Source organism: Acinetobacter tianfuensis (assembly GCF_003611465.1).
Classification (GTDB): Bacteria; Pseudomonadota; Gammaproteobacteria; order Pseudomonadales; family Moraxellaceae; genus Acinetobacter; species Acinetobacter tianfuensis.
Genome location: NZ_RAXV01000013.1, coordinates 60,841 through 81,205, shown reverse-complemented (window position 1 = coordinate 81,205; position 20,365 = coordinate 60,841). Strand labels below are relative to the sequence as shown.

Genomic DNA, 20,365 nt, shown 5'->3' with positions numbered 1-20,365 from the left:
TTAGATGTGGGTCTGTATCTGATGGAATATTACAATCAGATACGACCACATCAATTTAATGATGGACTCAGCCCTTGTGAGGCTGAAAAAAGACTTAAAAATGTGTCCAATATTTGTTGACCACTACAAAATAACCTAAAAGATAGATATATGGGATATTTATACCCTTTTATCTGCTTTTTATAAAATAAATAGATCAGATTTACCTGTAATTTTACTTAAAAATATTGTTCTAAATTGCTCATGATGATTTGGCAGCATGGAACATATTACTCAGCTTTCTACCTATATTTTAACGCTGTTTTTAGCGGCGCTTTTACCTGGGCCGGGCATGACAGGACTGATGTTTAAAACTTTGTCGCAGGGCTATCAAGCCGGCATGGTCATGCTCTTGGGCCTCATGACCGCAGATATGATGTATCTAGCCGCCTCTATTTTTTTATTGAGTTATATCACGCAGCTTAGTCCCCATTTTTCATTTTATTTAATTGTCTTTGCAAGCCTCTATTTGCTGTATCTGGCTTATCAATTTTGGACCTTTCAAGGAGATTTGTTGGCGGTATCGAATGAGCTGAATATGGGGCAAACTTTTTCTGCTTATAAGGATGGGTTGATGATCACGCTCAGCAACCCTAAAACCATCTCTTTTTATTTGGCCTTAGTGCCTGCAATTTTCGGCTCGGTATCTTTACAGGAAAAAAGCCCAGTGCTGATGTCCGTGACTTTATTTACACTGGCGATGGTTGGCGGACTTTATATTTTCTTTTCGCTGAGCTTAAAAAAGGTGCTTAAGCCTTTGCATGTACAGAAAATGTTAGTACGCAGTTTGGCTTGTGTAATGGGCTTTTTAGCTCTAAGTTTGCTCTATAAAGAGCTGCAGGTGATGGCGCCCGCCTATGCCAATATGTTCTAAGGGACAGGTTTGAAATACGTATAAAAAAGGCTTGAAATTTGCCAAAATTTGTCCAATATATGCAATACAGCACGAGGGTGCTGCATGAGCAAAAAGGTGAATGCAAATGGCCAAGAAAAAAGTCCTGCCTGAAGTTGAAATCCGCAACTTTGTGGCAAAACATATGAACGATTTTAACAAAAGCCAAACTTTTGTAGATCGAAAGAAAAATGCGAAACGCGGCTATGCAAAGCACAAAAAAGGGGGATATTCGAAAGATTATCTCCCTTTTTATTTCAGTGTATTTTCCAATTTTTTAGTACGTTAAATTATTCTGCATCAACAAATGCCGCATCATATTCCATACGTTTCGCTGTTTGCTTCGCAATCTCTAGGCCATGCAATTTGGCGACAATATAAAGCGATGCATTGATCCCAGAAGAAATCCCTGCAGCTGTAATAATTTTGCCTTCATCGACATATTTCACATCGCTGAGCACTTCAATTTGCGGATATTCTTGTGTGAGCCGCGCGATGTCCATCCAGTGCGTTGTGGCTTTTAAACCATTCAGCAAACCTGCTTCTGCCAAAATAAATGCGCCAGTACAAATCGAAAAAGTCAGTTGAGCCTGTGCATGACGCTGCAGCAGCCATTGTCTTAACCGCGGGTTATACATTTCTACCGTTTCAGCCCCTAGACCGCCTGGAATCACTAAAATATCAATGTGCGGGGCGGTGTCTAAGGTGTAATGGCTTTTGACCTGTAAACCATTGCGTGCAGTGACTTCAGGCTGCTCAGAGACGGTAAATACATTAAATAATTTTTGCTGCTCTGACCCGCTGCAAATAGAGAACACTTCAAAAGGGCCAGCAAAATCTAAAACTTCAACCTCGTCGAATAATAATATGCCTAGGTTCATGCGGATGGTTCCATACTGTATTTAAAAACAATTGTTTTGAGCTGGAGTGTGGCGGGGGAAACACTTTTTATTTTGAAAATAAGTTATCAAACAGCTTGTCCAATACTGGCTTTGACTTCGATCTAGACGCTGCACTTTGATGTTTTGGGGCTTCATTCGCTTGTTTGAATACGTGTTCCACTTGACTGGTCATGTGTTCAAAAAAGCTAGAGTCAGCCTGCTGTGCCTGATGCAGCTGTTTAGCGCGCTGTGCAGCCAGTACAGAAGGATCATTTTTGCCAAGGCGGCGCTGCTGGGACGCTGTAATTTCAATGCCTAAAAGTACAGGATCGGATGGACGATTTACACGTTTTTCCTGTTGCTTTACAGGCTGGTGAGTGCTTGCTGCAACCAGTTTGGAGCGCATTTTTTTTGCAGGCTTTGCTGTATCAGCTTCTTCTGCCCGCTGCTGTTCTAAGCGGGGTTTAATTTGGCTGAAATAAAAGATGATGCCAGCAAAGATCAAAAATAGAATAAAATCCATAACCGCCTTCTTGGCCTATGCAGGCATTGCAATTGTGTATTGGCAACGATTGATTAAGCGCTGACTATACGTGTAGAGGCTTTGACCATATCACTGAGGCCGTGGGTTTTAAAATAGTATTCCATCCAGCTTTTGACCATCAGCGGATTACTCATTTTTAATACATGTTTAAGCTGTTCTTGGGCATCGGTCATCGGTACATGGCAAATGGCTTTACGTACCCGCAAAATGTTGCTGGAGCTCATGGACAGTGTGTTAAAGCCCATGGCCATCAGCAGTACAGCAGACAGCGGATCACCTGCCATTTCACCGCAAATGCTGATTGGCTTATCGTATTTATGACATTCCTGCACTAAGCGGTTTAAGGCGCGCAGCACAGCAGGGTGCAGGTGTGAGTAAACGTTGGCTACACGGGGGTTGTTGCGGTCAACAGCCAGCAAGTATTGGGTTAAATCGTTTGAACCGACAGAGAAGAAGTCAACCAGTTCAGCAAACTCTTCAATCTGCAGCAGCACACTCGGCACTTCGACCATAATGCCGATTTTCGGCTTGGTAATTTTGACCTGTTCTTCTTCTTGGACGGCCTGCCAGTCACGGTCAAGCAGATACAGCGCCTCTTCAACTTCACTGACACTGGTGACCATTGGCAGTAAAATATGCAGGTTATTCAGGCCGATGCTGGCTTTGAGCATGGCGCGGATTTGCGAAGAAAAAATTTCAGGATGATCGAGCGTAAAGCGGATGCCGCGCCAGCCAAGAGCTGAGTTTTCTTCTTCTATTGAGAAATAAGGCAAGTCCTTATCTGCGCCAATATCGAGGGTACGCATCACCACAGGCTTGTTGGCAAAGTGGCTGAGCTGCTGGCGGTAAATGGTGCGCTGTTCTTCCTCGCCGGGGAAGCGGTCACGCAGCATAAATGGAATTTCAGAGCGGTATAAGCCTACGCCCTTCGCGCCGCGCTGTACGCCGCGCACCACATCAATCATCAGACCTGTGTTGACAAATAACCGCACTGCAACGCCATCAGGCGTGATGGCATCTTTGGTCTCATACTGCTTCAGATCTTTGGCGATCAGTTCTTCTTCTTTTTGAATATCTTTATAGCGTGTACGCAGACGGCGCGGCGGATTGATAAATACGCGGCCTTGATGCGCATCTACAATCATTTCGACATCATCGAGCGTGTTGATCGGCAGTTCAGTAACACCAACGACTGTTGGAATGCCCAAAGCGCGCGCAACGATCACCATATGTGAATTCATTGCGCCTTCAGTGGTGACAATGGCTGCAATTTTATCGACAGGCAATTCAACCAAAGCTGCTGTTGAAATTTCATCGCCAATTAAAATACTTTCCGCCGTAATGTCGCGGTGGCTGGCGTCATCTTCCTGCAGGCGGGCTAAAATGCGGCGGCCTAAGTCTTTCAGGTCAGCGACACGTTCACGCAAATAGTCATCTTCCATTTGCGCGAACAGGGCAACGTGTTTATCAATGACGATGCGCACTGCACCTTGTGCCCAGTTGCCTTCACGGATTTCATCTTTGATTTCTGCCGGCAGGGCATTTTCATCCAGCATGCGTAAAAACACGCTGAACAGGGCGCGTTCTTCGGCCATCAGCGCATCTTGCATTTTGTCATCCAGTGACTGAATTTCTAGACGTACAGAATCAATAGCATGATCCAGCAGCTCCAGTTCTTCACTGATGTCATCCGCTTCGCGGTCAGGCACAGCTGCCAAATCTGCAGGCGGATAGAGAATGACTGCGCGGCCCAGCGCAATGCCGCCTGAACCTGAAATGCCCTGAAAGGTTTTATAGGCAGGTAAAGTATTCGGTTTACGGAAAACGTCAATATTGCCGACTGCATGCGCATGGGCAATTACACCTGAGAGCTGGGCGCATAAGGTTACGAGGAAGGATTCTGCGGCTTCAGAGAAATCTTGGGATTCTTTATTTTGAACCACCAATACACCCATGACTTTACGGCGGTACATGACGGGCACGCCTAGGAATGAGTTATAAATTTCTTCGCCTGTTTCAGGCAGGTAAAGGAAACGCTCGTGCTTTGGCGCATTGTCTAAATTGACAATTTCTTCACGCTGCCCCACAAGGCCTACAAGGCCTTCATTGGTATGCAGGGAAACATGGCCGACTGACTCAGGATTCAAACCTTTAGATGCCATCAGTAAATAGCGCTGATTGCGTTCATCCAGCAAATAAATTGAGCAGACATCGACATGCATGGCTTCTGCCACTTGGTTCACCATAATGTCGAGAGATTCATGCAAACTGACAGAAGCATTGATCTCTTGAACAATACGTCTTAAAGTGTCTAGCTGCATATTCGACATCGGGTCTGCTCCTTGTTTATTTCACTCTATTTATATCAACAGTTATCCTAAAAATCTGCAGCTGGGCTAGATTTTTATCTTTTTATTCGGCAGCTGATTGCATAATTCGACCATGGCCTTGCGGTAGACGTCACGTTTAAAATTAACGACTTGTCCAAGCGGGTACCAATAACTTACCCATTGCCATTGATCAAACTCAGGCGGATCGGACAAATTTAAACGGATATTTTGTGCCGAAGCTGTGAGCTGTAATAAAAACCACTTTTGTTTTTGACCAATACAAACCGGCTCAGAGTCTGAGCGGATGTAGCGGTGCGGCAAACGATAGCGCAGCCAGCCTTTAGTCTGCGCAATAATTTGGACGTGTTCGGGCAGTAAGCCAACTTCTTCTCTCAGCTCACGATAAAGTGCCTGTTCAGGGGTTTCTCCATGCTGGATACCTCCTTGCGGAAATTGCCATGCATTATGCCCAATGCGTTTTGCCCATAAAACTTGTCCAAATTCGTTTGCCAAGATGATCCCGACATTGGGTCGGAAACCTTCCGAATCGATCATTTGGCTACCTAAATATTGTGTAATTTATACCTTTGCCTTCGGGGATTATTATTTCTTTATCCAACTCGAAAAAAGCAAAGTGTAAATAATGTTAAAATTGCTATGATCTTAACGAATTTCTATCGACTAGCGGAGATAGATTTACAATTTTTTTCTTAAATTTTAGTTTTTACGAGTATTTTCATGAAATTGGCGCTGTTTGATCTTGATCACACCTTATTAAATACAGACTCGGACCATTCTTGGGGAGAGTTTTTGGTCAATGAAGGCTTGGTTGATCCTATCCGCCATCGCGCCATGAATGACAAGTTCTATGAAGACTACAAAGCCGGGCAGTTAGATCCAATTGCGTATAACGAATTTGTCTTTGAATTTTTAACGCAGCATGACCATGCTTATTTGACAGAACTGCATGAGCTGTTTATGACAAAAGTCATTCGTGCACAGATGCGTCCCGAAGGTTTTAAAGCCATTCAAGCGCATAAAGATGCAGGCCATCAGCTGGCGGGCATTACCGCAACTTCTGATTTTATTACAGCGCCGATTTTCCGTGAATTTGGCATTACTGAAATTATTGCTACCAATGCTGAAGTTGTTGACGGTAAATATACAGGTAAAGTGGTGAACATTCCGTGTTATCAAAAAGGCAAGCTGGCGCGTTTGGATCAATGGCTGGAAGGCCGTGATGTCACTGAGTCCTGGGCATACTCAGATTCAATCAATGACCGCTTTTTACTGGAATATGCAGATCATGCGATAGCTGTAAATCCTGATGACCGTTTAGAGGCTTTAGCCAAGGAACAGGGCTGGGATATTCAGGACTGGTCGATTTAAATGAGCGCATGCTGTCTGTCATTGCTGCAGGCGGCACAGCTGGCATCGGGCTTGACTGCCAGTATAAATCAGAGCAGGGGCCCGCCTGCCAGAAGGACTTATGAGTGTAGAACGAATTTGAAGATGACATCCAGCACAGCTGAATCTCAAGCAGAGGCTTTGCCTTCTGAAAATACTTTGCTGCAGATTTTTATTGGACCAAGAGCTCAAAGCTATATAGATGCATTGTACAGCGAGAAAGCGGGCTTTAGCTTCGCAGGTTTTCTTTTTGGCGCGTATTGGCTGCTGTACAGAAAAATGTATGCCCATTTCTTTTTGCTGCTGGCCCTATTATTTTTTGGCGCAGTTTTGGGTGCAATTATTGGTTTATCTGCTGAAGCGTTCTTTGCGTTCAGCATATTGCCCAATATTATTTATGGTTTGATTGGGAAACGGATGTATGCATCTTTTGCACAGCAAAAAGTGCGCGCCTATATGCATCAGCCAAAGTACAGCCCTAAGTTTTTTGCCGAAGCGGGCGGTACAGCCCTTAGTCAGCCTATCGTCTGGTTATTTGCGCAGGCTGTGGTTCTATTTATCTTATATACGCCATTTTTGCAGTATTAATGTATGCGGACATCTGCATTTGGCATATCGCTGAAAAGGCTGCTGCCAGACAATTGAGTCGCTGCAGCTTCCATGTTATATCCTTAGATTGAAGAATAAGTGATGCTGCATCGCAGTGTAATAAATAAGGAGAACAGCATGAATGTACGTCCGCGCATGACAAATTTGTTTGAACAATTGGGCCTAGACTCAAGTGAAGAAGCGATTGCTTTATTTATTGCAACTCACCAGCTGAATGCACAGACTTTTATTGCAGAAGCTGAGTTTTGGAGTGAGGGTCAACGTCAGTTTTTAGCTGAAAAAATTCAGTCTGATGGCGAATGGGCAATTATTGTCGATCAGCTCAATGAGTCTTTGCATGAGGATTCAGCCCGCTCATAAGTGCGGCTGCAAAAAGACATCAACCCTTTCCAAGTTTGTTTGGACAGGGGGGGACTGCATTTTAATCCTGCTGTGAAAGTTTGAGATTAGAAACATGCTGCTCAGATTTTGGCTGAAAATTAATCTGCAGTTTTAATGTCGGCGCTTTTTCTATGTCAGGTCGTTTGGCTGTATTATCGGCCAATGTGCTTTTGGGGCGCAGAGTTGCATCGCTGCGGCAGACGTTGCGGTTTGCCGTGAGTTTTTCCTTACTTGAATACAGCGCTGTTATCTTCTGATCTGCTGCATTAGGCTGACTAAAGCTTCAGCCGCTTTGGACTGGGTGCGGCCCGGATGCCACACCATGCCTAATTGCCTGTGCATGACCAAGTTAATGTCGAGCTGCGTTAATTCACTATTCAGCATGGTTTTGGGTAAAACTGACCAGCCCAGACCAATAGAAGCCAGCATTCGAATTGATTCAAGCGGGTTGTTGCTCATCGTGATTTTAGGTTTCACGCCCTGTTTTTCAAACTCTGCCAGCGTGATTTGGCTGGTATAGGTTTGCGCAGCAGGCAACAGGCTTGGGTATTCAATTAAATCTTCGAGTGTTAAATCCTGCTTTTGTGCAAGCGGATGGAAGGGCGCTGCGACAAAAACCAGCGGATCATTCCAAATATTGACATAGCTTAAGCGGTCATCGCCCTGCGGAGGCAGTGTTAAAAATGCCAGCTCCAAGTCACCTGCAAGCACTTGTTCATGCGCCTGTTCAGAATCCACAAAGTGCACATCCAGTGTGACTTCAGGATACTCTTGTACATAGTTTCGCAGATGATTGGGTAAATGATGCAGGCCGATATGATGACTGGTGCCGATTTTCAGCTTGCCTTTAATGAGGCTCTGTTCATGACTTAGGGTGTGATGAATATCGCCCAGTTCATTCAGCCAGTTTTTCACTTTTGGCAATAAAGAATGAGCTGCATGAGTAGCTTGAACACCGCGCCCAGCTGATTCAAATAGCTTCACGCCAAAGTATTCTTCCAGACTGTGAATGCGCTTTGTGACCGCAGGCTGGGTAATAAAAAGCTGATCGGCTGCCAAAGAAATAGAACCTGTTTCCATGACTTTGACAAAGGCTTCAAAAGCAGCAAGATTCATTTTAATCACCCATAAAGATTTTTTATGCTTAGGTTTATTATTTAGAAAATTTTAGAATTAATCAAAGAAAAACTTTAGTTTTTTGTACTAAACTTATGCAATCATAATATTCGCTAAATAAATCAATAAAAAGTACATCTATTTAAACTTTATAAATGAGTTTTAAAACTGAATGCAGCTGGGGGCGGGATGAGCTGTGATCGGTTCAGGCGGATAAAAAAACCGCCTGAAGGCGGCGGCATGAGGAACGCCGATACAGTTGTTAAGCGATTGCTTTTTTATCGGCTGCTTGGTTTTTTTTCTCCCAAATACGTTCATGAAAAAAGTATGCGAAAGCTTGAATTGTGGGCTCTAATAAACTTAAAGTTACTGCCATCCAAAGACTGCCAGTGACAAAATAGCCCACCAACATTGCGACGGTGATATGCATAACATAATAGCTCAATGTCTTTTTAAACATACGCTGATTGCTTGCTACGAACTGCTGAATATTGGCCATGCGTGTTCCTCATTTTTGATTTGGCTGAATAGATATTAATAATGATTCTTATTTGCATTGTAAATGCGGAATTATTTTTAGGCCTTATCGGAAAAGCAGATTTTTTATGGAGGCTATTTTTATCATTTTTATTGCTGGTTGCAGGAGCTGTATAAAAATGAGGGATTCTGCTGTAAGACATGCTGAGTGTAAGGCTGGCTGTAAGTGCAGAGCGCCTGCGTTTAGAGGTATTTTGCTGTGCTTTTGAACAGAGAAAATAAATTCCTAAAAGTTTTCAAACTAATAAAAATGATAAATTAGATTTATGTGAATACGTGGTTATAATCGAAGTTAATGACAGAATTACCCAGTCCAGTGGAGCATATCGACATGGCAGGCGAAACCCAAAAAGCAAAAACATTATATGACAAATTGTGGGATGACCACTTAGTAAAACAACGCGATGACGGCTCCTCTTTACTGTATATCGACCGCCATTTGCTGCATGAAGTAACATCGCCTCAAGCCTTTGAGGGTTTACAGCTTGCAGGCCGCCAGCCTTGGCGTTTAAGCGCGAACGTTGCGACACCGGACCATAACGTGCCGACTTCAAGCAAAGAGCGTTCTGAAGGTATTGCGGGTATTGAAGACGATACCTCACGTATCCAAGTGCAAACCTTAGATGACAACTGCAAAACATTTAATGTCGCGCAATTTGATATTAATGATGTGCGTCAAGGTATTGCCCATGTCGTGGGGCCTGAGCAAGGTTTGACGTTGCCGGGCATGACGGTTGTTTGCGGTGACTCACATACAGCAACACATGGCGCTTTCGGCTGTTTGGCGCATGGTATTGGTACTTCAGAAGTTGAACATGTATTGGCAACACAATGCTTGGTTCAAAAGAAAATGAAAAATATGCTGGTGCGTGTTGACGGTCAATTGGGTCAAGGCGTAACACCCAAAGATGTGGTTTTGGCCATTATTGGTAAAATCGGGACTGCGGGCGGTACAGGCCATGCAATTGAATTCGGCGGTCAAGTGTTCCGTGATATGTCTATTGAAGGCCGTATGACGGTTTGCAACATGGCTATTGAAGGCGGTGCGCGTGTAGGCATGGTTGCTGTTGATGACAAAACCATCGAATATGTCAAAGGCCGTCCTTATGCGCCTCAAGGCGAGCAATGGGATGCAGCGGTAGAATATTGGAATACTTTAGTTTCTGACGAAGGCGCGTATTTTGATACTGTAGTTGTATTGCAGGGTGAAGAGATTGAGCCGCAAGTGTCTTGGGGAACTTCTCCTGAAATGGTCATTCCAGTGTCTCAAGCAGTTCCAACGTTGGAACAGGCGAAAGACGACGTTCAGCGTAATGACTGGACACGCGCTTATAGCTATATGGGTTTAAATGCAGGTCAAGCATTGGCAGATATTCAGTTAGACCGCGTATTTATCGGTTCATGTACGAATTCACGTATTGAAGATATCCGCGCAGCAGCTGAGGTTGCTAAAGGCAAAAAAGTAGCAAGCACAATCAAGCAAGCGATGGTTGTTCCGGGTTCTGGTTTGGTAAAAGCGCAAGCAGAAGCCGAAGGCTTGGATAAAATTTTAATTGAAGCGGGTTTTGAATGGCGTGAACCAGGCTGCTCAATGTGTTTAGCAATGAATGCTGATAAGTTACAGCCAGGCGAGCACTGCGCATCAACGTCAAACCGTAACTTTGAAGGCCGGCAAGGTAATGGCGGCCGTACACACTTAGTAAGCCCAGCAATGGCAGCAGCAGCGGCAATTGCAGGTCATTTTGTGGATGTGCGCACATTCTAGTTTAAGCCCTCATCCCAACCTTCTCCCAGAGGGAGAAGGAGTTCCCTCTCCTTTTAGGAGAGGGTTAGGGAGAGGTCACGGATTCAGTGAGAAATAAACATGAAAAAATATACCGTTGAACAAGGTATCGTTGCACCATTAGACCGTGCCAATGTGGATACAGATTTAATCATTCCAAAACAGTTTTTGAAATCAATTAAACGTACAGGTTTTGGCGCGAATTTATTTGATGAATTGCGTTATTTGGATGAAGGTTTTTTAGGGCAAGACAATTCAAAGCGTCCGATCAACCCTGATTTTGAATTAAACAAAGCGCGTTACCAAGGCGCAAGCATTTTGATTTCACGTGCCAACTTTGGCTGCGGTTCAAGCCGTGAGCATGCGCCGTGGGCATTAGAAGAATATGGCTTCCGTACTGTAATTGCGCCAAGCTATGCAGATATTTTCTTCAATAACAGTTTTAAAAATGGCATGCTGCCTGTGATTTTATCTGAAGAGATTGTTGAGCAGCTGTTTAAGGAATGTGCTGTATCTGAAGGCTATCAGTTAACCATTGACTTGGAAGCGCAAGAGGTACGCACACCGAACGGCGAAGCATTCAAATTTGAGGTTGATCCATTCCGTAAGCACTGCTTGCTGAATGGCTTGGATGATATTGGCTTAACTTTACAAGTATCAGATGATATTAAAGCTTATGAAGAGAAAACTAAAGCATCGCGCCCATGGGTTTTTGCGGAAGTAAAAGCCTAAAAATTGAAGTCATTAATGCGTAGTCACCGTGCTGAACTCTTGCTAATATCGGAGCATAAAAAATAGATATGCCAGATTTAGATAGAGTTCAGACATGGGAAAGTTGATTGCTCGTACAGCAGTGATGGGAGTGATGCTCGCATCGCTGACAGCCTGTCAAAGCATTAAATTAATGCAGGTTCAAAATATTAAAGAATCTGAAAGTACACAAAATAATGCACGGCTTTATTGTGCAGGTACAGAAAGCTGTCATTTTGAACGTCTGGATCAGACGCTCATTATGCAAGACGGCAACATGCTTGAGCGTGCTGCAATTAAATCGGGTGTTGTGCGTTTACAGGCAAAATCGCTGAAAGAGCTGAATCCGCTGTATCTTTCAGTTGCGCCTGAACAGCATGAGGTCGTTATCAGCTTTTATCCGATTTCACCCGATAAAGCTGAGCGCTTGCACGTAATACATGCTTTTAAGCCGAAAACAGCTTATACATTTTATATGTTCCGTGACCGTAAGAAGCAGAAAGCCAGCTTACTGGATGCTTCTGTACCGGGGCCGCTGTGCGTGGACCTGAAAGTGGAACAGAAAACAATTCGACGTTTTTGCAAGCCTTATAATGTCTTAAACGGGCTAGGCGAATTTGCAGAAAAGAAACTCTAATAACCCGCTGAAAATTCAGCGCTAAAAATGGAAAAACTCATGTCAAAACATATCTTGATTTTACCGGGTGACGGCATTGGTCCTGAAATTGTAAAAGCTGCAGAGCAAGTCCTTACGCGAGTAAATGAAAAATTCAATTTAGGTTTGACTTGGGAAGAAGGTTTATTAGGCGGCGCGGCAATTGATGCGCACGGCTCGCCATATCCGGAAGTGACCTCTGCGCAAGCTCAAAAAGCGGATGCGCTATTGCTTGGCGCTGTTGGCGGCCCTAAGTGGGATACGATTGAACGTTCAATCCGTCCTGAACGCGGTCTATTGAAATTGCGTTCTGAACTTAATTTATTTGCAAACTTGCGTCCAGCAATTTTGTACCCGCAGCTTGCGGATGCATCAAGCTTGAAGCCTGAAATTGTTGCAGGCTTGGATATTCTGATTGTACGTGAACTGACTGGCGGTATTTACTTCGGCCAGCCGCGCGGCATTCGTGAATTGGAAAATGGTGAGAAGCAAGGTTTTAACACAGACGTATATTCAGAGTCTGAAATTAAGCGTATTGCTAAAGTGGCGTTTGAATTGGCTGGCCTTCGCGGCGGTAAAGTATGTTCAGTAGATAAAGCGAACGTACTTGAAGTGACTGAGCTTTGGAAGCAAACAGTAACAGCGCTGAAAGAAGAGCAATATCCTGAAATTAACTTGTCTCATATGTATGTAGACAATGCTGCGATGCAATTGGTGCGCGCGCCTAAACAGTTTGATGTGATTGTAACGTCTAACTTGTTCGGTGATATTTTGTCTGATGAAGCAGCGATGCTGACAGGTTCTATCGGCATGCTGCCATCGGCATCTTTAGATGAAAACGGTAAAGGCATGTACGAGCCATGTCATGGTTCAGCGCCTGATATCGCAGGTCAGAACATTGCAAACCCATTGGCGACAATTTTGTCAGTTGCGATGCTGCTTCGCTACACATTCCGCGAGGAAGCAGCTGCAAAAGCAATTGAAGATGCTGTAGGCAATGTATTGGATCAAGGTCTGCGCACTGCTGACATTATGTCTGAAGGCATGAACAAAGTAGGTACAGTAGAAATGGGTCAAGCGGTTGTGGCTGCATTGAACTAATTTTAGCTTCTAAAAAAAGCAGCTTTAGGGCTGCTTTTTTTATGCTTTTTGGGAGGAATGTTCAGCGTGCTGCTAGCAGGTGCGTCCAGACATATAGACAGCTTTGGCAATGCCTTGCTCCAGCTGGAAGCTGATTTGGCATGTTAAGTCTGTGTCATAGCGCTGTGCAGGCTGTATCGGTACGGCTGTTCCTGCGCCAGAGCCTAAGGCAGGATTTTGCGCCATAGGAATTGGAATGGAAACAGGGCGCAGTACGGTATAGGTCAAGCTGTTGCTGTTCAGTACGGGTTCACTGGCATTTTGATAACCTAAATTTTCTAAATTTAAATTTGCCTGAATGCTTGTACTGCTTTGACCAATGAAGCGCTGTAAATAATTTTCCCGTTCAGCTGCGCTCATGATTGGAGCGGTGGCGCATCCATAGAATAAAGCGGGAAGCATCAATAAGCTGAAAGTCCTTAGTAGATTCATAAGCATATCTCATGCTGACAGTCTTATTTTTAGTTTAGGCATCTCATCAATATAACAATGTTGTAATTTGATAAACGGCAGTGCTTTGACGTTCATTTGCTTTGCTTAAATTTCGATACAATTTTGGGCTGTTGTGTGATATTTGAGGCTTTAAAATAAAGCTTCAATAGCCGTAAGGCAGGATTGCTGCTGTGCTGTATTGATCTAAATAAAAAAATGAACTGGAATAATATGAAAAATATACTGCTGTTAAGCGCCTTGCTATTTGCGGGTTTTGCCTATGCGGATAATTGTGACAGTGCACGAAATACTTATGATGATATCTATTGCACCAATAAAGTGTATGCAAGTGCAGATGATGAGCTGAATAAAAACTATCAGGCACTTAGAGCTAAGCTGTCAAATCAGCAAAAAAGCCTTTTGAAAAGTTCGCAGCTGCAATGGATTCGGGAACGTGATGAGAGCTGTACAACAGATACAGGTGTGAATGTAAATTGCCGTTTAGAAACCACTGTAGAGCGTAATCAGTGGCTGCAGGAGCGTTTACGTGAATGTAAAACAATTGGCTGTAAAACCAGTACTTTACGTTAAAAAATTGAGCACGAGTTGTAATATATAAAAAAGCCACATTATGATGTGGCTTTTCATGCTTCCGCTAAAACTTAGCGCGCACGGTAAGTGATACGACCCTTAGTCAAATCATAAGGTGTCATTTCAACTTTTACGCTGTCGCCAGTCAAAATGCGGATGTAGTGTTTGCGCATTTTACCAGAGATGTGAGCGATCACTTCGTGACCGTTCTCTAAACGTACGCGGAACATAGTATTAGGAAGCGTTTCGGTGACAACGCCTTCGAACTCGATGAGTTCCTCTTTATTGGCCATAGCCTACCTGAAGGAATAAATTAGCAAGGCGCAAATTATAGTCAATTTTTTTTCATAAAACAAGCCGAAACGGCCGTCAGAATGACCATCTAAAAAGAAATACGCGAACAATACAGTTAAACTTTTTCTACAAAAATGTACGTTGCCTAGTTGTCAGTTTGGTCAATCGCAGTTAATCTAATTTTAAGCATTTAAGTATAAATGAAGTACATACAAGGAAGGATCTTGAGTGGGTCAGCTAACTGATGCATCGGTAGTATTGCGGTTGGGCTATCAGGCAATCCGCCGTGCGGGTTTGCCGACAGAAGAAATATTAACCAAGGCTGGCGTGGCCTTGAATCAGGTTGAAGCAAACGACCGGACACCGCTAAGCGCACAATATGCCTTTTGGGTTGCTGCTGAAGAAGTCAGCAAAGATCCAGATATTGGCTTGCATTTGGGTGAGCATCTGCCGCTTTACCGCGGACAGGTGATTGAACATCTGTTTATTTCATCTGAAAATTTTGGTGAAGGGCTGAAGCGCGCGTTGGCTTATCAGCGTTTAATCAGTGATGCATTTCATGCCAAACTGGTGGTTGAAGATGACCGTTGTTATTTGACCAACGGTGTACAGCCGTGGGCTGAAAATATTGTCAACCGTCACTTTTCAGAATGCGCTATGTCTGGCGTATTGCGCTTTTTTAAGTTTATTACGGAAGGGCGTTTCCAGCCGCTGTACGTTGACTTTAACTTTGCTCAAGGTGCACCGGATGATGAATATTTCCGTGTTTATGAATGTCCCGTCAGTTTGGGACAAAATGAAACACGGCTGTATTTTGACCCTGCAATTTTAGAGCATCCGCTTTGGCAGGCTGAACCTGAGCTGCTGCAGCTGCATGAGCAATTGGCGCTGGAGAAGCTGCAGGAGCTGGCGCGTTATGATTTAGTCGGTGAGGTTCGCCGCGCCATTGGTTCGACTTTAGAAAGCGGTGAGACAACATTGGAAACGGTGGCAGCACAGCTGAATATTACGCCGCGACGTTTAAGAACACAGCTGTCTGAAGCCAATACCAGCTTTCAGCAAATTTTGTCAGACTACCGCTGCCGTTTGGCGAAAAAGCTTTTAGCCAATACGGCAGAAAGCGTAGAACGTATTGTTTATCTGACGGGTTTTTCTGAGCCAAGTACGTTTTATAGAGCATTCAAACGCTGGACTAATGAAACGCCAGTAGAGTATCGAAAGCGTAAACAGCGTTGATAAAATAAAAAATCCCTCTGAAATGGAGGGATTTTTTTTAATTGCGCCATTCAGCTTTAAGCATAGAGCATCGGCTATTCAGGCATATTCAGCCAATGCGGGCCTAAGACTGTTTTTGGCAGCTGAAAATGTTCAGGATAGTCTGCATGAATGAAATATAGGCCGTCTGGCGGTGCGGTCACGCCAGCCGCTTTACGGTCTTGGGCCGCAAAAATATTGTCGATATGATCAATCTCATACATGCCTTGGCCGACTTCTAATAAACAGCCCATGATATTGCGCACCATATGGTGTAAAAAACCGTCTGCCTGAATATCCAGCACAAGGTAGCTTCCGTGCTGAATCAGACGGCAATGGCTGACTGTGCGTACAGGCTGATTCGATTGGCAAGCTGCAGCGCGGAAGCTTTCAAAGTTATGTGTGCCTTCAAATTTAGCAGCCGCGGCAATCATTTTTGCAGTGTCGAGTTCAGCATGTACATACGTTACTTGTTTATGCAGCAAAGCAGGGCGCACAGCATGATTATAAACGACGTAGCGGTAACGGCGAGCCTGCGCTTTGAAACGGGCATGGAAATCCATGTCCATTTCTTGAATCCATTGTATAGAAATATCTTTTGGCAGCTGGCTATTGCAGCCGCGCAGCCAGCCATAAATGGAGCGCACAGCTGCAGTATCAAAATGCGCAACCATATTGGTGGCATGTACGCCGGCATCGGTTCGGCCTGCACCATGCAGAATAATCGGTTCATTGGCAACGGTGCTGATGACTTTTTCAATAGTTTCCTGCACGCTTGGAACGCCTGCCTGTTGAGTTTGCCAACCGCGGTACTGTGCGCCACTAAACTCAATTCCTACTGCAAAACGCTGCATACTCACCTCAATCATTCATCACACCAATGGCGGCGCCATTGTTCTACGCTGCCGTATTGTAAATGCATTTTTAAGGCTTTTGCATAAAGATCTGCATGGCCGTCACAATTGCTGAGCAGGACGTTCGCTTGCTCAATCCATTGGCTGACAGCATAGCGCTGATCAATTTTGCCGAAGGGCACCTGTGTCGTCAAAATAACAGCGCAGCCTTGCTGCTGTAACTGCTGCAGAAGCAGTATGATTTCATCATTCACGGCAATATTGCCTGTGCCATAGCCTTGTAAAATTAAAGCATGCGGGGTATTTGAGACAATGGCTGTCAGGTTTTGCTGCAGGGTATTTAAAGCCGCCGGCTGCAGCATAAGGCTCAGGCAATTAAATTCGGCAGCTTGGGCTAGATGCGCTTCATGCACAATGAAAGGGGATACTGTCAGTTCATGTGCTTGTGCTGCGGGTAATCCGCTGAATGCATCCAGTTCAGTCGTATGCACTTTAAGGGCTGAAGAGGCGTGAATCAGCTGATGATGAAAAGCTAAATAAACACCAGTCGGATGCTGTACAGCTGCATCGAGTGCAAAATTCAAATTATCTATGGCATCTGTAAATTCGCGGGTGTTGCTGCCTTGAGTATTGAGCAGCGGATATTGGCTGCCAGTCAGCACAACATGTGCAGATTGAGCTAAAAAGCGTGCAAGTACTGCACTGGCATAGCTTAAGGTGTCTGTGCCATGAATAATGACGAAATGCTGAAACTGCTGCAGCTGCAAGACTTGAATTTGCTGAACCAGCTGCAGCCATTCAACTGCAGTACAGGCGCTGCTGTCACATATGGCGGGTGCAACAAAGCATTCAATTTCTAAATGTACGGGCAGGACGCGCTTGAGCTGCGGAATAAAGGCATCTGCAGGCATGGGGCTGAGCGGCTCACCAATACAGCCAAACGTTCCGCCCATATAAATTAAAGCTATTTTTTTCATCATAAAAAAAGCAGTCATGGAGACTGCTTTAGTGTAAGTCTAATTGGCTTAAGAAGCGATTTGATTGCGTAACAGCTTTACCTGATCCAATTGTTCAGCTGAATACTCCGTTTCTTTTTCATCCAGCAGTTCACGCGCAGACTCGAAAGCGCCTAATTGAATATATTGCGCTGCTAATTCAAGATTCAACGTGATTTCATTCACTTGCAGCAGTTCAGGGAATGATTGAGCGAGCGGGTCTGTTTGATCCGCTGCAGCAGCGTTTGGTGTGCTGACGTTGCTGATATCAAAGTTTACGCCAGCTGACGGTGCAGCAGGTTCTGGCTCGATTGAGCTTAAGTCAAAGCTGAGTGCTGCCGGTGCGTCTTCCGCCGTCTTTTCAGCTGGCGCTTCAGTCGTAAATGAGAAATCCAGCGGGGCAGTTTCTGCTGCAGGTTTTGCTTCTTCAGTTGGCGCAGGCGCAAAATCTAAAGAGAAATCCAGCGGTTTAATTTCTTCAGCTGCCGGCGCAGCAGGCGCCGGTTCAGCTTTCAGTTCAGGTTCAACTGCAGGAGCAGAGCCAAACTCTAAAGGCTTGATTTCTTCCGCAGCAGGCTGAGGCGCAGCAGGCGCTTTTTCTGTCAAGCTGTCAAAAGACAGGTTGAAATCCAGCGGCTTGATTTCCTCAACAGCAGGAGCTGACTCTTTTTTTGCTGTTTCAAAAGCAAGATCTGCTTTGGATGTTTCTTCTGCCTTTGGCGCAGTGCCCATCAGCGCATCAAAATCAGCTGTGTTTTGCTGAGGTTTTGGCGCAGCAGGCGCTTCAGCAGCAGGTGCTGTATAGGCGATAGTGTCAGATGATTTGTTTTGAGCTTGCTGATGATTCAGGTTCTTGGTTTCTGCCTGCGCAAGAATGTCATCTAGCTCTAATGAGCGCAGATGGTTCAGCAGTTGGCTGATTGCAAATTCATCTTTTTGCTGAATATGAATATCCAGTAGATATAAATAAAGTTCGTGCTGTGTATTATCGCGTTTTAATGCTTGGTTAATTTGCGCTTCTGCAGAGAAGAAGTTGCGCTCATTGATCAAGCTTTGAATTTTATTTCGAGTGTCTTCAGTCAGCGGTGTTGTTTTAGGCTTTACTGCTGGTTCAGAAACTTGAGTGCGGCTTGGGGCAACTTGAGCAGAAGAGCTTGCTTTTTTTGCCTTGGTTTTTTGCGTTGTCGCTTTATCTGACTCTTGTGCGTCTTGGCGTTTTTTGAAATATACCAAAGCGATCAAAAAAATCACTAATGGAATCACATAAATCAGCATGTTATTACCCCTTTTGGAAAGAGCCCAGATTATGAGCGCCCACCCACTTTAAATTCATGTTGCAATTTTTACTGTATTGGCTTCTTGGCTGCGCGCTGTGTTTTTAACTTAGCTTCAAGTTCTGCAAGGCGTGCATTTAATAATTGAATTCTTTGATCCTTCTGATTTAGCGCCAATTCTAACTGCGTTACGTTTCTCTGTAATTTAACGGTTTTTTCACGAGATGTCATAATTTTTAATGACAACTTATCCGAAGTTTGGTTTTTTTCTGTGTTTCTATTGGCACTTGTTCGGGCTGAATCTTGCTCACTCTCAGAAACGAGGCTCATCTCCGCTTCATTTAGGCGGTATTTGGCTTTGCCTGATTGTGAAGATGGAATTTTAGCCAGTTCGGCTGAATTAACTTTTGCTTGCGTTTTGGGTGCCTGCGCGCCATTTAAATTCAATGCGGCGCCGCGGCGTAAACGGTTGGAATTTCCATTAATGAAGGCATGCTCATTGCTGGCTTTAATTTGTTTCATTACATCGCCAATAGGGCGTTTTTGATCTGCTGCAATACGTGAAGCAATGCCCCAAAGTGTTTCATTGGTCTGCACGACATATTCAGTTTTGTTTGCGGCAGGGGCTGAAGCTATATGTGCAGAAGCTGGTTTGTGCGCTGGTGTTTGTGCAGCTGCTGAATTTTCCTTTGATTGAGACTTTTGCATCGCCATCTTTTCAGCATATTTTTTTACCAGCGGATCTTGCGACACGGCATTGCTTGCGTGAGCAGAAGCGGCAGTTTGCTGTGCTGGTGTAACTTTTAGGGGCTGGACTGCAGTACTCATTTGAGGTGCAGCAGCCACAGATGCCGCTGGTATTTTTTGCTGCGCAGTAATTTGAGCTTTCGGCTGAGCTGGTGCTGTCATTGCCGCAAGAGGCGCTGCTGCGCTATGGACTGCGGTTTTTGGCGCTGTCAGTGCAGGCGGCGCGCCGTTGCTGATATTTAAAGGCATATTGCTGCTGATCTGAGACGGCGTGATGCCGCTGGCAGGTTTTGGCGCAGTGACAGCATATTGTGTGCTGACAGGCAGATTGAGCGCGATCTCTTTTTCATTGACGACCATCGTCGGCATCAGCGGACGCTCATTGCTATTTGCTTTGGCTTGAACTTTTGGCGCAGCGCGTTTCACTGCTGTTTTAATATGCTGCAGGCGTGCTGAGCTGCCTTCAGTAATTTTCAGGACGATATTCAGTTCTGAATCTGTCATTGGGCGTGAAGAGGTAATGGTAATGACGCCGTTGCCGGAACTGTCACGGCGTGTGAAAAAATTTAAATGCCCAGGCGGCTGGTGTGCTGCGCCAATCCGCATAAGATCTTCAGCTGTTGCAAGGCTGGCTTGCAAAGGCGCATTGATATCCGAATTGCGAAAATCGATCTCGGCATACAGCAGTTCCCCTGGCGCTGACTGAATTTTTACAGGATCAATTGTGATCGCATGAATATGCGGCGATGCAAGAATAGCTAAAATGGCAATTTTTAATTTGTTATAGACAGTCATCTTAATTTTTAGCTCAATTCAGATTGCGCGTAATGTAGTGAGAATAGATTAACGGTATGTTTTGG

General features: G+C 44.5%; 23 protein-coding genes. 11 read left to right on the top strand and 12 right to left on the bottom strand.

What is annotated here, in order from left to right; genetic code table 11:
* The first annotated feature begins 259 nt into the window (after nt 1-259).
* Nucleotides 260-913 (top strand): LysE family translocator, encoded by a 654-nt coding sequence (locus tag D7V32_RS07695; protein WP_120402296.1) that lies wholly within the window; start codon nt 260-262, stop codon nt 911-913.
* A gap of 106 nt (nt 914-1,019) precedes the next feature.
* Nucleotides 1,020-1,220: a DUF7230 family protein gene (locus D7V32_RS07690; RefSeq protein ID WP_120402308.1), complete on the top strand. Its 201-nt coding sequence runs from the start codon at nt 1,020-1,022 to the stop codon at nt 1,218-1,220.
* A 1-nt stretch (nt 1,221) separates the two neighbouring features.
* On the opposite strand, the gene D7V32_RS07685 is transcribed toward D7V32_RS07690, so the two are convergent.
* The 4 genes from D7V32_RS07685 to D7V32_RS07670 form a co-directional block, all read right to left on the bottom strand.
* Nucleotides 1,222-1,812, bottom strand: coding sequence for a DJ-1/PfpI family protein (locus tag D7V32_RS07685; RefSeq protein ID WP_120402295.1), 591 nt, complete (start codon nt 1,810-1,812; stop codon nt 1,222-1,224).
* 67 nt (nt 1,813-1,879) lie between these two features.
* A complete protein-coding gene (locus tag D7V32_RS07680) occupies nt 1,880-2,335 on the bottom strand; it encodes a hypothetical protein (protein ID WP_120402294.1) in 456 nt (151 codons plus the stop codon).
* 53 nt (nt 2,336-2,388) lie between these two features.
* Nucleotides 2,389-4,686, bottom strand: coding sequence for a phosphoenolpyruvate--protein phosphotransferase (gene ptsP, locus D7V32_RS07675; protein WP_120402293.1), 2,298 nt, complete (start codon nt 4,684-4,686; stop codon nt 2,389-2,391).
* Between the two features lie 66 nt (nt 4,687-4,752).
* On the bottom strand, nt 4,753-5,241 hold the full coding sequence (locus D7V32_RS07670; RefSeq protein WP_120402292.1) for an RNA pyrophosphohydrolase: 489 nt from the start codon (nt 5,239-5,241) through the stop codon (nt 4,753-4,755).
* Between the two features lie 183 nt (nt 5,242-5,424).
* Here D7V32_RS07670 and D7V32_RS07665 point away from each other — a divergent pair, with 183 nt between their 5' ends.
* From D7V32_RS07665 to D7V32_RS07655, 3 genes are all read left to right on the top strand, one after another.
* The gene (locus tag D7V32_RS07665; protein ID WP_120402291.1) at nt 5,425-6,075 is read left to right on the top strand and encodes an HAD family hydrolase; all 651 of its coding nucleotides are present in this window, start codon (nt 5,425-5,427) and stop codon (nt 6,073-6,075) included.
* A 123-nt stretch (nt 6,076-6,198) separates the two neighbouring features.
* A complete protein-coding gene (locus tag D7V32_RS07660) occupies nt 6,199-6,681 on the top strand; it encodes a DUF2628 domain-containing protein (RefSeq protein ID WP_120402290.1) in 483 nt (160 codons plus the stop codon).
* Between the two features lie 138 nt (nt 6,682-6,819).
* Complete coding sequence (locus D7V32_RS07655; protein WP_120402289.1) at nt 6,820-7,062, top strand: DUF2789 family protein; 243 nt, start codon at nt 6,820-6,822, stop codon at nt 7,060-7,062.
* A 267-nt stretch (nt 7,063-7,329) separates the two neighbouring features.
* Here the strand turns inward: D7V32_RS07655 and D7V32_RS07650 are convergent, their stop codons facing one another.
* Nucleotides 7,330-8,199 (bottom strand): LysR family transcriptional regulator, encoded by an 870-nt coding sequence (locus D7V32_RS07650; RefSeq protein ID WP_120402288.1) that lies wholly within the window; start codon nt 8,197-8,199, stop codon nt 7,330-7,332.
* Nucleotides 8,200-8,461: 262 nt separating this feature from the next.
* Entirely contained in the window at nt 8,462-8,698 is a 237-nt protein-coding gene (locus D7V32_RS07645; RefSeq protein WP_120402287.1) for a DUF2061 domain-containing protein, read from the bottom strand.
* 369 nt (nt 8,699-9,067) lie between these two features.
* Between D7V32_RS07645 and leuC the strand changes: the two genes are divergently transcribed.
* The 4 genes from leuC to leuB all read left to right on the top strand — a co-directional run bounded on the left by leuC (nt 9,068) and on the right by leuB (nt 13,025).
* Nucleotides 9,068-10,501, top strand: a complete 1,434-nt coding sequence (gene leuC, locus D7V32_RS07640) for a 3-isopropylmalate dehydratase large subunit (protein ID WP_120402286.1) — start codon at nt 9,068-9,070, stop codon at nt 10,499-10,501.
* Between the two features lie 99 nt (nt 10,502-10,600).
* On the top strand, nt 10,601-11,251 hold the full coding sequence (leuD, locus tag D7V32_RS07635) for a 3-isopropylmalate dehydratase small subunit (protein WP_120402285.1): 651 nt from the start codon (nt 10,601-10,603) through the stop codon (nt 11,249-11,251).
* Nucleotides 11,252-11,345: 94 nt separating this feature from the next.
* Nucleotides 11,346-11,906 carry a hypothetical protein gene (locus D7V32_RS07630; RefSeq protein WP_120402284.1) on the top strand — a complete coding sequence of 187 codons (561 nt, stop codon included), beginning with the start codon at nt 11,346-11,348 and terminating at the stop codon, nt 11,904-11,906.
* Nucleotides 11,907-11,945: 39 nt separating this feature from the next.
* Entirely contained in the window at nt 11,946-13,025 is a 1,080-nt protein-coding gene (gene leuB / locus D7V32_RS07625) for a 3-isopropylmalate dehydrogenase (RefSeq protein WP_120402307.1), read from the top strand.
* Nucleotides 13,026-13,097: 72 nt separating this feature from the next.
* On the opposite strand, the gene D7V32_RS07620 is transcribed toward leuB, so the two are convergent.
* Nucleotides 13,098-13,496, bottom strand: coding sequence for a hypothetical protein (locus D7V32_RS07620; RefSeq protein WP_120402306.1), 399 nt, complete (start codon nt 13,494-13,496; stop codon nt 13,098-13,100).
* A gap of 231 nt (nt 13,497-13,727) precedes the next feature.
* On the opposite strand from D7V32_RS07620, the gene D7V32_RS07615 reads away from it, so the two are divergent.
* Entirely contained in the window at nt 13,728-14,087 is a 360-nt protein-coding gene (locus D7V32_RS07615) for a lysozyme inhibitor LprI family protein (protein WP_120402305.1), read from the top strand.
* 71 nt (nt 14,088-14,158) lie between these two features.
* On the opposite strand, the gene infA is transcribed toward D7V32_RS07615, so the two are convergent.
* The gene (gene infA, locus D7V32_RS07610; RefSeq protein ID WP_001284370.1) at nt 14,159-14,380 is read right to left on the bottom strand and encodes a translation initiation factor IF-1; all 222 of its coding nucleotides are present in this window, start codon (nt 14,378-14,380) and stop codon (nt 14,159-14,161) included.
* Nucleotides 14,381-14,609: 229 nt separating this feature from the next.
* On the opposite strand from infA, the gene D7V32_RS07605 reads away from it, so the two are divergent.
* The gene (locus tag D7V32_RS07605) at nt 14,610-15,617 is read left to right on the top strand and encodes an AraC family transcriptional regulator (protein ID WP_120402283.1); all 1,008 of its coding nucleotides are present in this window, start codon (nt 14,610-14,612) and stop codon (nt 15,615-15,617) included.
* A gap of 74 nt (nt 15,618-15,691) precedes the next feature.
* Here D7V32_RS07605 and truA read toward each other — a convergent pair whose 3' ends face one another.
* The 4 genes from truA to D7V32_RS07585 form a co-directional block, all read right to left on the bottom strand.
* Nucleotides 15,692-16,489 (bottom strand): tRNA pseudouridine(38-40) synthase TruA, encoded by a 798-nt coding sequence (truA, locus tag D7V32_RS07600; RefSeq protein ID WP_120402304.1) that lies wholly within the window; start codon nt 16,487-16,489, stop codon nt 15,692-15,694.
* A gap of 11 nt (nt 16,490-16,500) precedes the next feature.
* Nucleotides 16,501-17,469, bottom strand: a complete 969-nt coding sequence (locus D7V32_RS07595; RefSeq protein ID WP_120402303.1) for an asparaginase domain-containing protein — start codon at nt 17,467-17,469, stop codon at nt 16,501-16,503.
* 45 nt (nt 17,470-17,514) lie between these two features.
* The gene (locus tag D7V32_RS07590; RefSeq protein ID WP_171407605.1) at nt 17,515-18,759 is read right to left on the bottom strand and encodes a fimbrial protein FimV; all 1,245 of its coding nucleotides are present in this window, start codon (nt 18,757-18,759) and stop codon (nt 17,515-17,517) included.
* Between the two features lie 68 nt (nt 18,760-18,827).
* Nucleotides 18,828-20,300 (bottom strand): FimV/HubP-related protein, encoded by a 1,473-nt coding sequence (locus tag D7V32_RS07585; protein WP_120402282.1) that lies wholly within the window; start codon nt 20,298-20,300, stop codon nt 18,828-18,830.
* Nucleotides 20,301-20,365 lie beyond the last annotated feature (65 nt).

Bases quoted from the DNA above. Each gene is read 5' to 3' on its own strand.
- D7V32_RS07695 (WP_120402296.1), top strand. From the start codon at position 260: ATGGAACATATTACTCAGCTTTCTACCTATATTTTAACGCTGTTTTTA.
- D7V32_RS07690 (WP_120402308.1), top strand. From the start codon at position 1,020: ATGGCCAAGAAAAAAGTCCTGCCTGAAGTTGAAATCCGCAACTTTGTG.
- D7V32_RS07685 (WP_120402295.1), bottom strand. From the start codon at position 1,812: ATGAACCTAGGCATATTATTATTCGACGAGGTTGAAGTTTTAGATTTT.
- D7V32_RS07680 (WP_120402294.1), bottom strand. From the start codon at position 2,335: ATGGATTTTATTCTATTTTTGATCTTTGCTGGCATCATCTTTTATTTC.
- ptsP (WP_120402293.1), bottom strand. From the start codon at position 4,686: ATGTCGAATATGCAGCTAGACACTTTAAGACGTATTGTTCAAGAGATC.
- D7V32_RS07670 (WP_120402292.1), bottom strand. From the start codon at position 5,241: ATGATCGATTCGGAAGGTTTCCGACCCAATGTCGGGATCATCTTGGCA.
- D7V32_RS07665 (WP_120402291.1), top strand. From the start codon at position 5,425: ATGAAATTGGCGCTGTTTGATCTTGATCACACCTTATTAAATACAGAC.
- D7V32_RS07660 (WP_120402290.1), top strand. From the start codon at position 6,199: ATGACATCCAGCACAGCTGAATCTCAAGCAGAGGCTTTGCCTTCTGAA.
- D7V32_RS07655 (WP_120402289.1), top strand. From the start codon at position 6,820: ATGAATGTACGTCCGCGCATGACAAATTTGTTTGAACAATTGGGCCTA.
- D7V32_RS07650 (WP_120402288.1), bottom strand. From the start codon at position 8,199: ATGAATCTTGCTGCTTTTGAAGCCTTTGTCAAAGTCATGGAAACAGGT.
- D7V32_RS07645 (WP_120402287.1), bottom strand. From the start codon at position 8,698: ATGGCCAATATTCAGCAGTTCGTAGCAAGCAATCAGCGTATGTTTAAA.
- leuC (WP_120402286.1), top strand. From the start codon at position 9,068: ATGGCAGGCGAAACCCAAAAAGCAAAAACATTATATGACAAATTGTGG.
- leuD (WP_120402285.1), top strand. From the start codon at position 10,601: ATGAAAAAATATACCGTTGAACAAGGTATCGTTGCACCATTAGACCGT.
- D7V32_RS07630 (WP_120402284.1), top strand. From the start codon at position 11,346: ATGGGAAAGTTGATTGCTCGTACAGCAGTGATGGGAGTGATGCTCGCA.
- leuB (WP_120402307.1), top strand. From the start codon at position 11,946: ATGTCAAAACATATCTTGATTTTACCGGGTGACGGCATTGGTCCTGAA.
- D7V32_RS07620 (WP_120402306.1), bottom strand. From the start codon at position 13,496: ATGAATCTACTAAGGACTTTCAGCTTATTGATGCTTCCCGCTTTATTC.
- D7V32_RS07615 (WP_120402305.1), top strand. From the start codon at position 13,728: ATGAAAAATATACTGCTGTTAAGCGCCTTGCTATTTGCGGGTTTTGCC.
- infA (WP_001284370.1), bottom strand. From the start codon at position 14,380: ATGGCCAATAAAGAGGAACTCATCGAGTTCGAAGGCGTTGTCACCGAA.
- truA (WP_120402304.1), bottom strand. From the start codon at position 16,489: ATGCAGCGTTTTGCAGTAGGAATTGAGTTTAGTGGCGCACAGTACCGC.
- D7V32_RS07595 (WP_120402303.1), bottom strand. From the start codon at position 17,469: ATGATGAAAAAAATAGCTTTAATTTATATGGGCGGAACGTTTGGCTGT.
- D7V32_RS07590 (WP_171407605.1), bottom strand. From the start codon at position 18,759: ATGCTGATTTATGTGATTCCATTAGTGATTTTTTTGATCGCTTTGGTA.
- D7V32_RS07585 (WP_120402282.1), bottom strand. From the start codon at position 20,300: ATGACTGTCTATAACAAATTAAAAATTGCCATTTTAGCTATTCTTGCA.